The sequence below is a fragment of the Lysinibacillus sp. NPDC056220 genome (assembly GCF_049315265.1).
Classification (GTDB): Bacteria; Bacillota; Bacilli; order Bacillales_A; family Planococcaceae; genus Lysinibacillus; species Lysinibacillus pinottii.
Genome location: NZ_JBMOXD010000005.1, coordinates 117,651 through 131,097, shown reverse-complemented (window position 1 = coordinate 131,097; position 13,447 = coordinate 117,651). Strand labels below are relative to the sequence as shown.

12 protein-coding genes are annotated in these 13,447 nt (G+C 35.9%); 4 read left to right on the top strand and 8 right to left on the bottom strand.

Features of this window, described 5'->3' with window-relative positions:
• Positions 1-137: 137 nt before the first annotated feature.
• Together ACOZBY_RS16730 and ACOZBY_RS16725 are read left to right on the top strand one after the other, a co-directional pair.
• Positions 138-1,619, top strand: coding sequence for a malate:quinone oxidoreductase (locus ACOZBY_RS16730; RefSeq protein WP_012296155.1), 1,482 nt, complete (start codon positions 138-140; stop codon positions 1,617-1,619).
• A 224-nt stretch (positions 1,620-1,843) separates the two neighbouring features.
• Complete coding sequence (locus tag ACOZBY_RS16725) at positions 1,844-2,920, top strand: ankyrin repeat domain-containing protein (RefSeq protein ID WP_036165131.1); 1,077 nt, start codon at positions 1,844-1,846, stop codon at positions 2,918-2,920.
• 387 nt (positions 2,921-3,307) lie between these two features.
• On the opposite strand, the gene ACOZBY_RS16720 is transcribed toward ACOZBY_RS16725, so the two are convergent.
• From ACOZBY_RS16720 to ACOZBY_RS16690, 7 genes are all read right to left on the bottom strand, one after another.
• Positions 3,308-3,967 (bottom strand): hypothetical protein, encoded by a 660-nt coding sequence (locus ACOZBY_RS16720; RefSeq protein ID WP_031416775.1) that lies wholly within the window; start codon positions 3,965-3,967, stop codon positions 3,308-3,310.
• A 129-nt stretch (positions 3,968-4,096) separates the two neighbouring features.
• Positions 4,097-4,504, bottom strand: coding sequence for a MarR family transcriptional regulator (locus tag ACOZBY_RS16715; protein ID WP_012296152.1), 408 nt, complete (start codon positions 4,502-4,504; stop codon positions 4,097-4,099).
• Positions 4,505-4,596: 92 nt separating this feature from the next.
• On the bottom strand, positions 4,597-5,628 hold the full coding sequence (locus ACOZBY_RS16710) for an alpha/beta hydrolase (protein ID WP_036165128.1): 1,032 nt from the start codon (positions 5,626-5,628) through the stop codon (positions 4,597-4,599).
• A 12-nt stretch (positions 5,629-5,640) separates the two neighbouring features.
• Complete coding sequence (locus tag ACOZBY_RS16705; protein WP_099805449.1) at positions 5,641-6,297, bottom strand: hypothetical protein; 657 nt, start codon at positions 6,295-6,297, stop codon at positions 5,641-5,643.
• 2 nt (positions 6,298-6,299) lie between these two features.
• A complete protein-coding gene (locus tag ACOZBY_RS16700) occupies positions 6,300-6,707 on the bottom strand; it encodes a permease prefix domain 1-containing protein (protein ID WP_012296149.1) in 408 nt (135 codons plus the stop codon).
• On the bottom strand, positions 6,704-7,033 hold the full coding sequence (locus ACOZBY_RS16695; RefSeq protein ID WP_012296148.1) for a PadR family transcriptional regulator: 330 nt from the start codon (positions 7,031-7,033) through the stop codon (positions 6,704-6,706). The genes ACOZBY_RS16700 and ACOZBY_RS16695 overlap by 4 nt, the downstream gene beginning before the upstream one ends.
• A gap of 174 nt (positions 7,034-7,207) precedes the next feature.
• Entirely contained in the window at positions 7,208-8,398 is a 1,191-nt protein-coding gene (locus tag ACOZBY_RS16690) for a M14 family metallopeptidase (protein ID WP_031416771.1), read from the bottom strand.
• A 170-nt stretch (positions 8,399-8,568) separates the two neighbouring features.
• Between ACOZBY_RS16690 and ACOZBY_RS16685 the strand changes: the two genes are divergently transcribed.
• Both ACOZBY_RS16685 and ACOZBY_RS16680 read left to right on the top strand, forming a co-directional pair.
• Positions 8,569-11,319, top strand: a complete 2,751-nt coding sequence (locus ACOZBY_RS16685) for an ATP-binding protein (protein ID WP_422762555.1) — start codon at positions 8,569-8,571, stop codon at positions 11,317-11,319.
• A 2-nt stretch (positions 11,320-11,321) separates the two neighbouring features.
• A complete protein-coding gene (locus ACOZBY_RS16680) occupies positions 11,322-12,176 on the top strand; it encodes a CheR family methyltransferase (protein ID WP_012296145.1) in 855 nt (284 codons plus the stop codon).
• A gap of 45 nt (positions 12,177-12,221) precedes the next feature.
• Here ACOZBY_RS16680 and ACOZBY_RS16675 read toward each other — a convergent pair whose 3' ends face one another.
• Positions 12,222-13,367, bottom strand: coding sequence for a SpoIIE family protein phosphatase (locus tag ACOZBY_RS16675; RefSeq protein ID WP_197148767.1), 1,146 nt, complete (start codon positions 13,365-13,367; stop codon positions 12,222-12,224).
• Between the last annotated feature and the right edge of the window lie 80 nt (positions 13,368-13,447).

Below are 13,447 nucleotides of genomic sequence, written 5' to 3'. Positions count from 1 at the left end.
AATTGTGATAAACTGCAATAAGGTAATAATTGATACAGAAATGGTGTGCTCCGAGGGTTGCTCCATGGCTTACAGTACTTCTAAAGCAGGAGTGCTTACATCCTTTCTGCAAATCTTAACATATAAGGAAGGTAAAAATGAGTAACAGACAAATAAAATCAGATGTTATCTTAATTGGTGCCGGAATCATGAGTGCAACTTTGGGAACAATCCTTAAAGAATTAGCACCAGATTGGAAAATTACAGTGTTTGAGAAGCTTGAGAAAGCAGGCGAAGAAAGTTCTCACGAATTGAACAATGCGGGAACTGGACATGCTGCACTATGTGAGCTGAACTACACTTCAGAGAAAAAAGACGGATCAATCGATATCAAAAAAGCGATTAATGTTAATGAACAGTTCCAGGTTTCAAGACAATTTTGGTCGTATCTTGTAAACAATAAGCTGATCAATAATCCACAAGACTTCATTATGCCTTTACCACATATGAGCTTAGTGCAAGGGAAAGAAAATGTTGAGTTTCTAAAAAAACGTCATGAGACAATGATTCAAAATCCTTTATTTGAAGGAATGGAATTTTCAAATGACCCTGAAACACTAAAAAAATGGATTCCACTTATTATGGAAAATCGTCCAGCTGGTGAAGACATTGCTGCAACAAAAATTGACACTGGTACAGATGTTAACTTTGGTGCTTTAACACGCATGTTAATTGACCACTTAAAAGCAAAAGACGTGGATGTTAACTACAATCATAGTGTTGAAAGTTTAAAACAAGCTAGTGATGGTTCATGGGAAGTACGAGTGCATGATTTAGACGGCTGTAAAATGGAATATCATTCAGCAAAATTTGTCTTCCTTGGAGCTGGTGGAGGTAGCCTAGAATTACTACAAAAATCAGGTATTCCTGAAGGGAAACATATTGGTGGATTCCCGATTAGTGGATTATTCTTAGCATGTAATAACCCAGAAGTGGCTGAACAGCACCATGCAAAAGTGTACGGAAAAGCAAAAGTGGGTGCCCCACCAATGTCAGTTCCGCATCTTGATACACGTTATATTGATAATAAGAAGTCGTTACTATTTGGACCTTTTGCAGGTTTCTCACCGAAATTCTTAAAAACAGGTTCAAATATGGATTTATTTGCCTCTGTAAAACCGCATAATATCACAACTTTATTAGCGGCAGGCGTTAAAGAAATGGGATTAACAAAATATCTAATCCAACAGCTTATGCTTTCAAAAGAGCAACGTATGGAAGAATTACGTGAATTCATTCCAAATGCGAAGAGTGATGATTGGGATATTATCGTAGCTGGTCAACGTGTACAAGTTATTAAAGATACAGAAGCAGGCGGTAAAGGAACGCTTCAATTTGGTACAGAGGTTGTAAGTGCAGCCGATGGATCAATTGCTGCTTTACTAGGAGCTTCACCAGGTGCTTCTACAGCTGTACATGTAATGCTAGAAGTTATTAATAAATGTTTCCCTCAACACATTAAAGAGTGGGAAGCAAAGATTAAAGAAATGATTCCTTCTTACGGTTTATCATTAGCAGAAAACCCAGAGCTTCTAAAAGAAATTAATGCAACAACAGATGAAGCACTTCGTTTGAAGTAAAGATCAATTATATAGATGTTTAAAGAGCTCTTAATCCTTAGCGATTAGGAGCTTTTTTGTGGTCATCTTTTCCTGGGAAATTTTTGATAAATAGTTTCCCTTTTTAATATAAATCTTTTTCCACGCTCATTGAATGGCATTAAACTGTAAGCATTATGCCCCGTTGTTTAATAGGGTGTTATTTTCTATACTTTTTTATAAACGTAGGAAGGGAGCTAAGTGGGATGATTAAATTAAAAGATATCGGAACATTTCCGGCAATGCCGGAAATTGCGATGCATATCTATTCTAGTAATATAGCTGCATTACAGGCTGCAAAAGTCAATGGCTGGGATATTGAAGAAGAGATTATTTTAAGTAAACACATATCGTTAAGTCCTTTAGATCTAGCACTGATTGCTGAAAAGTTGGATGTTGTAAAGCTATTAATCGACTATCATGTTAATTTGAATGTTGATCAAAATCCTTCTTTCTTAAGAGCTGTTCGATATTGTAAAGAAAATATAATTCGCTATATTGTTGCACATGGGGCAAAATTAGATGGACATAATCGTGTGGGTTCTGGTGCCTACTCGCAAGCCTACTATGGCAATAAGAAAAATATCCCACTTATTCATGAACTCGGGCTTGATATAAAGCAGCATGGTGGGGCAGTATTACGTCAGGCAGTATCAAATTATGACAAAAATATGGTTACCTATTTACTTGATCAGGGAGTCGATATTAATGATCAAAAGCCCGATATGGTTTATCCGTATGAGCCGACACCATTAACGGTTGCAACACGTATGGGTCATCTAGCAATGGTGAAGTATTTGGTCGAGCGGGGGGCAGATATATCATTGAAGGAGAAAGATGGAGAAAGAGCGTACACCATTGCAGTAAGTGTAAAAAATTTAGAATTAGTTCAATATTTGAAAGAGCTAGAGCCTGCTGAGCTTCATCAGGTAGAAAATAAAAAAGATGCATTAAAAAAATATAAATTACCGAAGGAGCTACTTCATTTTCTGACAGGCAATCAATTACATCTTAAGCTTGCAGTCAATAATTATGATATTCAGTACATCGATTTTTTCAAACTAACGGATACAATTGAGATGAAGATTGGCCGTCAAAAAATGCTACGTCTTTCAGCCACTATCGATCAGTACTCTGATTTGCAATTGGTTTGGAACCCAAAGGGAAAGGTAGGGTGTTACGATTTGGAGCATGAGGTATATGCAGATTTAAGTAGCTTTACAGAATTCCTTGCTAGGCCAGAAATGTACCTGATTCAATTTCTTGAAGGAGAACTCTCATAATATAGCAAAATTTACTTCATGCGTTCCCTCTTCCAGATAGGTAGTAAAGACATGCAAAATAAGCTAGTAGAAGAGCGTTGAAGTTCTGTTCCTTTAACGCTCTTTCGTATTAACTTTTAATCTTTGAGAAGCAAAAAGTTATAGGAAGTTTTACATATTTTGCACAAAAGAACAGCAGTATAGCTACTAGCAAGGATAGAGGAATGCTGATTATAACAGGTAATTCTACGCCATACCAGATGCTCATCTTAATTTGATGAAATCCAAATGTTCTTAAAAAGCCAGCTAGTATGGAAAGAATGCCACTTAACAATAGGCCAGCGTATAATACCGATAATACAACCAGTGCTAATGAACAAAAAAAAGCTTGTAGCCATTTTAGAAATATCACTCTTTTTCCCTCCGTATAATGTGTTGCACCTTTGCGTTAGAAGCAACAGAGTAGTCATCTGAATAGTATAGAGTTTCAATATGGCAATGTTCCCCTACAATAACAACTTCACCTTCCACAATTTTTGCCTTTGTATAAGCTAGTTTCAAGTGTTTGCCGCTAATAGTATGGCAACTTAATTTTTTCTTCAAAAATGAAAGTAGTGTTACCCTATCCTTTTCTACCGAAATATTTTTAGCCGTTAACAGGTTAATTTCACTCTCCCCTGACAATTTTAAGTGAAAATGCTCAGCCGTTATTTCTGCAGCCTTTACAATTCCAATAGCATCGAGCTTCCCGCACTGTAATTTCCCTTCAGCCGACAGCTTTCCAGAGCTACTAATCTTTTGAATATGACCACTACATAATTTTATGTTTCCGGCATTCATGAGCGCTTCCATTTCGCAATAATCCTTTAAAGTACAAGATCCTGTACTAGTAAATGATTGGACGATAACAGGAAAATAAAAGGAGCTATGGCCATGAGTAGACACTTTTTTTAGACGTACCTCTTGTTGAATTGCTACAGCACCTCGAATATTTAATTGCTCGTAATCAGCATCCAAATTTTTAATACGACCGTTTGTTAGTGTAAGGGTGCGGAGATTTTGAAACATAAAAGTCACCTCATTATAATTTAATTAATATATATTTTAATAAATAAAATATATATTAATTAAATTATATGCAACTTCCATTTGTCAAGAACCAACCAATAAAAAAAGGATTTCAAGTTTATTGAAATCCTAAAAGATTTTATTCATTAGCTTGTTTACTTCGCTTAAGATCGTGGCCATGTCCATGAGTTTATCTTGGGAAAATTTTAAAAAGATTTCTTGGACCTTTTCATCACCAGTACTTGTTAAAACCATTTTGACCACGCGACGATCATTATTTTCTCTAATTCGTTGAATGAGCGCTAGTTTTTCCAGTTTATCGCACATAGAGGTTACAGCTCCAGGTGTCACACTAAAGAAATCTGCAATTTCTGTCGCTTTCATACCGCTATTGATTTTAAGTTGTAGAAGTAGGATTAGCTGGTTTTGTGATAGCGCTTCTCCTTCAGATAAAAGGTCTACAAACATTTTCGATTTTTGCTGTATTTCTAGCATTTCTTTCATAATGATTTCAACATTATGTAGACTGTCAGCCATATAATCACGTCCGTTAAAATATTTAATAATTGAATTATATAGCAAGTGAATATATCTTTCCAAGAATACAATATCTCTAAAGAAATAAGCTTTTATTGTTTAAAAGTTGCGTGCATCCATTCAAAGAATCTTTTCTTTTCTTCGAATTGTGGATAGTGTGCAGATTGCTCGTAAGCTATAAATTCTTTTTTCTCTGCCCTGATTTGGTCGAAGTAATTTTTTGCTGCGTGTGAGGATGTTTGATAATCATAGTTGCCCATTAAAAAATAGAAGGGTAAATCAAGCTTTTGGACTTTTGTTGGAAGGGGGTGCTGCATGACCTCTTTTAATAAAGCCTCTTGAGACAAGGATAAGCCATAGTTATAGCGGATAATATCTAACAAATTATACTCTTTACTGAACAGCATTCCTAGCATATTTCCATCAGGATTATCTATTAATCTGGTAGCACCACCATATTTGTTTACGTAATTTCTAGGCGTAAACATTGTACCATTTTTAATGGCATCAGCTATCTGTTGTAAATATAAAACATCTTCTTTGTTGCCTTGCAGTTGAGCCTGATTGATTGTGAAATTTAAACTATCGTTCTCACTTTCGATTGTATTGCTCATTTGTCCTATCCCAATATAAGCTTCATATTTTTCAGGGGCGTTAGCGGCTGCTTGTGTAGCAATATATGTACCATAGGAATGGCCAATTAAGATGACTTTTTCTTTGTCTAGTCGTTTAGCTATATAATCAGTCAGTCCTAATAAATCCTCCACAAGCAAATCAGAAGAAAGATTAGAATAGTCCTCGAAAAAATGATAGGATTTCCCACTAGCACGCTGATCATAATGGACCACCGTAAACTCCGTTTCTAGTAAATCCTGATATTTTTTTGCGTAGGGTATTTCAGAGCAGCCAGGTCCGCCATGAACAAAAATAATAACAGGGTTAGCTTTATCCTGACCTCGGATCATTATTTCATGACCAGTGCCATTAATTTCAACTTGCTCTAAAGCGCTAATGCTGGTTGAGCCTTTTATGGAGGAGGTCCATGTTGGGAAGAGCAGCATCAATAGTAGTAAAAGTACAATGACTATCACCATATATTTAATAAAATTAATAGATGTCTTCATCGGATTTCTCCTTTACATGCGTTTCGCGAATGTCGCTTGATACATTCTTCTTTTATACACATAAAAATACATACTCAGAGGCCACCAAAGCGTAACAAAAATAGGGTAGATTGCCCATATAACTCCTGGTGAAGAAACAATATTGACGATGATAAAAAAGATACTTATTAATAATGTAGCAGTGACGGAGAAAGCCACAAATGTTTTTCGTTGAGCATGGTATAAGGCTAAGGGCCACCATATAACTAAAAATGCAGGATAAATTGCCCAAGGGTATTGTGGTGATAAAATGATGTTTACTAAAGCATAATAAATAATAGTAGAAGCACAGCCTATTAGTGCGATTTTTAGCGTTTTTGCTTTTTCATCTAAGTACATCAGAATGGGCCACCAGACAATAGGGTAAATGGCGTAAATGAACCATGGATGATCTGGTGTGTAAATATAGTTTTCTATAATAAGAAACACGATAATCATCGTACTACAAATAATTGAATATTGTTTATACATTTTTTTATACATACAGATGATCGTAATTGGCCAAAGTAACAGCAGTAAGCAAGGATAGATAAACCACATTGTTTGGGGCGATGTCGTGAAATTGACGATACCTAAAAAAATCATTGTCATGATGCTCCCAGCTAATGAAAAGTTAATAAAATTCTTCATATTTATTCACCCCATCTCTTACGTGACCATACAAAGTACATGGACAATGGCCACCAAAGGATAGCGAATATTGGATAGATTGCCCAAATTGTTTGTGGTGTGTAATAAAGATTAATAAAAATAAAAAATGCAATAATTAAGCCACTACCCCAAAGAGAGAACTCTAAATTTAATTTAGCCATGTTTTTCTTAGCAGGTACCTTAACGCCTAGTTCCTTTTTTAAATCTTCTATGTCTCCAAACTCTACAATTGCTTTATTGATGGCATCCTCTTGTTCTTTTCCCTGATCCATCAAATAAAAGACTTTCTCTTCAAGATTTTCAATAATTTCTTGTTTAACCATTTCCGTTTCGTTGTTGCGAGGAATACCCTTAAACAGCTCATCAATATGGTTTTTTATTCTCTTCATTCGACGCCCTCCATAAATAAATCAATAATTTCTTTTACTTCCGACCATTCTTTCGCTAACTCATTTAAATAGGCCTTACCCAATGAGGTAATACGGTAATACTTTCTTTTGCCACCATGTGAAACATCTCCATAATAGGCTTCAATAATTTCTTTTTTCTCAAGACGTTGAAAAACAGCATACAAAGTTGCTTCTTTAATCTGAAATCGATTATTTGTACGGAGACTTATTTCCTGAGAAATTTCATAGCCATAGCGGTCTTTTTCTGAAATGAGCCGTAAAATAATCGAATCCAAGTGTCCTCGGATAATATCACTGCGAACCATAAGTCACCTACTTCATTTTATTGCTCTATCTGTCAGAGTAATATTAGCAAATATTACTCTGCCTGTCAAAGTAATTTATTTTCTTTTTTTTAGAGCACGATAAAAGAACTCCATTCGCTAGAAAGTGCCCAAAAGGACAATTTCATAGCAAATGGAGTTAACGATCATACCCCTCTACATATATAACCCTGCAAGAAAAATTCCCCTAGCTTCCTCATAAATATCATCAAATTGACTTATCGGGAGAGGGTTTGTGCCACTTCCTAATTCAACGGTAAAGCCTGGCCTACGCCAATCTTGGATAAACCAATCTTTATAGCCAGCATAGCTCCCAGCAGATTGAATCGGTTCATAGCCACTCACTCGACTAAACTCATTAACAAGCACCTCTGATTCAGGTGGTTCAAGATTTTCAAAGCCCCAATAGATAACGCGACCTTGTGTATGAAAGGCTAGTACTCTTGCAAAATCACGCTGCTTGGTCAAATCAGCCATAGCTATGGCTTCAGGCTCAGACAAAGGCCTTTCCCCGCCATAATCTCTAGGACCAGGAGTTTTCGGGTTACGGGCGCTTTCTAATTCCCATTTGGCAGGAAACTGATCATTTAAATCAACGCCATGGATGTTTGCCTTCCAGCCAGAAAAATCAGAGCTACCATTATTCCATGAAATGAGCTGATTTTTTAATGATTCATCATTTGGGGGACCTTGTATGACTAAATTGACCCCATCGGGATTTACCATTGGTACTACGGATAGGGTCGTTTGCTGATAAAGAGGAAATAAAGAAAGTCCACTCATATTATTTTGGTTAGTGAGAGCGAGCAAATAGTCATTTAAAAATGTTAGAATAATAGGAGTAGTAATCCATTCATTTGCATGGAAGGAGCCGTTATAATGAACACGTTTAGTTCCATTGCCAATTAATAGCTCTGGTATTTCTTTACTTAAAACGGAGCTACCAATGGTAGTACTGCGAAGAAATGGATAGGCGTCAACTAGCCTTTGAATATCATTCATCATGATGTTGTACGTATAATTTTGTTTACCGTCAATTAAGCGCCATGTTAAGCGTTGTGGTATATGAATCATCTGGCCAATCTGTAATTGATTTGGATGAAGACCCGGGTTTACAAGTAATATAGCAATAAGTGGTAGATTATACCGCTGTGCAATTTGCCAAAGGGAATCCCCTTGTTTCACCTGATAGTTAATGGTCACAAATCCAGGAATACGAATGCGTTGCCCAACTCTTAAAAATTGAGGATTTATATTGGTATTGGAATCTAAAATGAGTGGGAGAGGTATTTTAAATACTTCACTGAAATGCCAAAGTGAATCTCCTGGCCTTACGAATATGTCCACATGCATTCTCTCCTTAGTTAGAAATAGTTCAATATAAAATGTATATGTGAGAAATTAATACTTATTAATGCTAAAGCCGTAAAATTTCTTTAAATGAATATTTAAGATGGTATTCTAGTCACATTTATAACAAAAATAGAGTTTAGGAAAGGTAAAGGTAGGAAAACCAAATGTTAAATAAATTAAAATTGGGTATACGCTCCAAGATTACATTGGGTTATATTATCATCATTCTTTGCTTACTTGCATCAGTGATCATCCTAAATAATCAAATTACTTCTTTGCAAAAGGAAAGAAATTTTATTATTAAGTACGACTCTAATGTGAAAACATTAACCAATGATATTGAAAAATATATATTGGATATGGAATCAAGTCAGCGAGCTTTTATTATTACGGGTGAACCTAGTTATCTGGAGCCCTATGATAATGGAGCGGAAAACTGGAAAATAGATTTTAATGATCTTTATCAGCAAATGAAAGATAAACCAACCCAGCAGGAAAAATTGAAAGAGATAGAGGAAACGATCGATCATTGGGTTGAAACAACGGGTGGGCCAACTATTCAATATAAAAAGGACGGTAATACAAAAGCGTTAACGGAATTTTTCAAAGTTGATAATGGACGCCAAGACATGGAAAAAATGCGCAAATTATTCGATGCATTCCGTGCAACTGAAAATACTTATACACAAGCAAAGGCCGCTCAGTTAGACAAACAAAATAGTCAATTAACAAGTGGTCTATTTGGGATTTTAATTTTGGTTTCTGTAATTGCTATTGTTATAGCAAGTGGCATTTCCCGTTCCATTGTCAAAACTATAACAGAAGTAACACAAACGATTCAGGAAATGGCTGCCACGAAGGGTGATTTCAAGAGAAGAATACATGTGAATACAAATGATGAAATTAATGAGCTTGCTGATGCAACCAATATATTATTGGAATCGGTAGAGAAGAGAGAGTGGTTACAAACCAATATTGCTGATATTGTAACAAAATATCAAGGTATTTCAGCTATTACGAAATTGGCTGAAACCTTCCTGTCAGAAATGGCACAGAAAACACAGGCGTCTCTTGGAGCATTCTATGTTCGGGAAGAGGCAGAGGAACAAGTACTATTTATAAAAAAGGCGGCTTTTGCTGACGGAGATGATCGTGTCGGTATGGAGAGCTTTAAAGTAGGACAAGGTTTAATCGGTCAATGTGCATTAGAAAAAAGAGTTTTATTCTATGATAATATTCCGCAGGACTATCGTTTAATTAGAACAGGGCTAGGTGAAATAAGACCCAAGCATATTTTATTGATTCCTGTTATTTTCGAAAATGAAGTTATAGCGGTTGTCGAGTTAGCTACAATGACTAAATTTAATGCATTGCAACAGGAGTTAGTGAAGCAGGTTACTGAAACCTTTGGCTTAACTGTAAATGGTGTATTGGGGCGTATGGAGATCGTTCGATTATTAAATGAGTCAAGAGCAATGACGGAGGAGTTACAAGTTCAATCAGAGGAACTTCAAACACAATCTGAAGAATTACAAATGCAGACAGAAGAGCTGACGATGATTAACGAGCAGCTTGAAGAGCGAACGAAAGAGGCAGAGTCCAAATCACGTGAGCTAGAAAAGGCTAAGCAAGAATTAGAAGAAAGTGCAGAACAGCTTATACTTAATTCTAATTACAAATCTGAGTTTTTAGCAAATATGTCACATGAGCTTAGAACGCCTTTAAATAGCATTTTAATTTTGTCAGAGATGTTAGCAGAGAATAGCCAAGACCACTTAACAGATGAGGAAACGGAATTTGCGAAGGTTATCCATTCCTCAGGTGAGGATTTACTTGCATTGATTAATGATATTTTAGATTTATCTAAAGTGGAGGCAGGGAAGCTAGATATCATCTTTAATGAAGTGAATATGAGTGAAGTACCTGTTCAAATTGAGCATACTTTTGCACCTGTCGCGATGAAGAAAAATATAGCTTTCCATATTTCAAAGGCAGATCATGTTGTCGACGTATTCTATACAGATGAAAAGAGATTTCAGCAAATTATAAAGAACTTATTATCAAATGCCTTTAAGTTTACGGAGCATGGATCTGTAACTTTAGCGATTAATCAGCTTGCACAGAGCCAGCTTACAAGTAATATGCAAGATATTAGCGATGATTGGCTAGAAATTACTGTTTCAGATACCGGTATAGGAATTCCAAAAGACAAGCATCAATTGATCTTTGAGTCATTCCAGCAAGCAGACGGTGCTACCGTTCGAAAATATGGTGGAACAGGACTTGGTCTTTCAATTTGTAAGGAGTTTGCGAAACTACTTGGTGGTTGGATTACATTGCAAAGTGAAGAGGGACAAGGTAGTAGCTTTACGTTAACGATTCCAAGCTTACCAAATGGAGTCGAAGAGGATCATTGCGATAAGCTTGCTGCTTTGAATGAGGTAGCTGTGACAATTGAGGAAGATGTACCGAGAGAAGAGCCATCGCAGGATAATAGGGAAGTTTTAAAGCATGATGAGGTAGAGGTTTTTCAAGGGAAAAATATATTAATCGTCGACGATGATAACCGTAATATTTATGCCTTAAAAACAGCACTTGAAACAAGAGGCATGAACATTTTAGTGGCTAAAGATGGACTTGAATGTTTAGAGGTTTTGCAAGCTCATCATGAGATTGATTTAGTGCTTATGGATATTATGATGCCGAATATGGATGGTTATGAAGCAATGACTATTATTCGTCAACAAATGAAGCGGACTGAATTACCGATTATCGCCCTGACGGCGAAGGCTATGAAGAATGACCGGGATAAATCATTGCAAGCTGGTGCATCTGATTATATTAGTAAACCATTAAATTTAGATCAATTAATATCCGTTTTAAGAGTATGGTTAGTTTCTAAAGGGAGTATATAAAGATGGAACATTTTGAGCCTTTGGAGCAAAATATACAATTGAATAAACAAACAAATTTAGAAATTGATTTGTTATTAGAGGCTATTTATCGATTATCAGGCTATGATTTTCGGCAATATAACCGTTCTTCCATTTCACGTCGAATTTTTAATAGGATGAGAATAAATAGCATTCCAACTATTTCTCGCGTTCAGGAAAAGGTCATTCATGATCAGGCGTTTTTAGAGCAGCTATTAAACGATTTTTCAATCAATGTCACAGAAATGTTCCGCAACCCAAGCTTTTTTAAGGCATTCCGTGAAAAAGTGATTCCAACCTTACGTGAATACCAGGAAATCCGTATTTGGCATGCTGGCTGTGCAACTGGTGAGGAAGTATACTCTATGGCCATTTTGCTTCAGGAGGAAGGGCTCATAGACAAGGCTGTCATTTATGCAACAGATATGAATGAGCAGGTATTAGAAAAGGCTAAAAAGGGGATTTTTCCTATTCATAAAATGCAGGCATATACGAAGAATTATATGCTTGCAGGGGGAGCCCATGCTTTTTCGGAATACTATAAGACGGATTATCAATATGCTTATTTCCATTCAACATTATTGAAAAATATTATTTTTGCTCAGCATAACTTAGTGACAGATCAATCATTTAACGAATTCCATGTTATCTTATGTAGAAATGTCCTTATTTATTTTTCGCCGCAGCTGCAAAGTCAGGTCCATCGTTTGTTTTATGAAAGCCTAAGTGACAAAGGGTTTTTATGTTTAGGCGATAAGGAAACATTGCGCTTTGAAGAGGTTATTTCGAATTATAGGGAATTTATTGGTAACGAAAGAATTTACCAGAAAATAGATTAAAAGAAAGAGGCTACCGCCATCACTCGGTAGCCTCTTTTCTTTTATTTATACTGTAGCACTTGCTTGAATCATTAATACACACATATCATCAGGTTGATTGTCTTGTTTGTCTTTAGGCAATAGGTTGTCGATCAGAGGTTGGGTATACTTCCATTTAGAAGATGTTAGCGTTTGCAAATGCTTTTCTGATTCTATTTCACAAGGTCCCATTGCCTCTAATACTCCATCTGTAAACATAACAATTTGTAGATCTTTTTCATATTGAATATATTGTTTTTTAACTTTAATTTCATCGAAAAAGCCGACTGCGCAACTACCTTGATTTAATGGGATACATGTTTCTTCATCAACTAAGGCGTATCCTGCAGGATGACCAGCGTTTATATATTCGACTGTTTTTTGTTTCGTATCAATTACTAAATAAATCGCTGTGAAATAATAAAGATTTTCATCCTTGCCATCCTGTAAGAGTGCCATATAACGATTCAGTTCTTTAATAACAAGTTCAGGGTCGTTTAATTGTTTAACGGCCTCCCTCAAAACCGAGGAGATAAACATACAAACTAGCGCTGCAGATATACCATGGCCCATCATGTCCAATAAAATAATAGCATAACGATGATCGTCTATTTTATGCCAATAATACATATCACCAGCCAAGTTAGAGGATGGTAAGTAAGAGACTTCTAGACGAATATCTTTTTCATTTAAAGGTGGACTAAGCAGGCTTCTTTGTACATGAGTGGCTAAATCCAATTCATATTGGATTTTCTTTTCATGTTGTGTGTGCCAATCTAATTCAGCTTTTAAACGTAGGGCAACTCGGATTCTAGCAAGCAATTCGGTTTTATTAATCGGTTTTGTAATATAATCTACGCCCCCGATATCTAATGCTTCTGCGAGTTTGTTTTTATCCTCAAGGGCTGTAACAAAGATAATTTGAATATCTCTTAATCTTTCAATTTGCTTAATACGTTTGCAGGCCTCTATACCATCTACTTCAGGCATCATAATGTCCAATAAAATTAAATCAACTGAGCTTCCGGTTGGATTTGGTTCATTTAATTGTAAATAATCAAATAGCTCATTAGCAGATGAAAGAGAAACACAGTGTTCATAACCTGCATTTTTCAGTATTTTTTCAATGACAAATAAATTGACTTGATTGTCATCTACTAGAAGAATGGTCATAGTTATTTCCCCTTACTCTAATTGAATTGTGCAGATTATTATTCGTGTATATAAATTATTTCCAACTTTATTATTATACA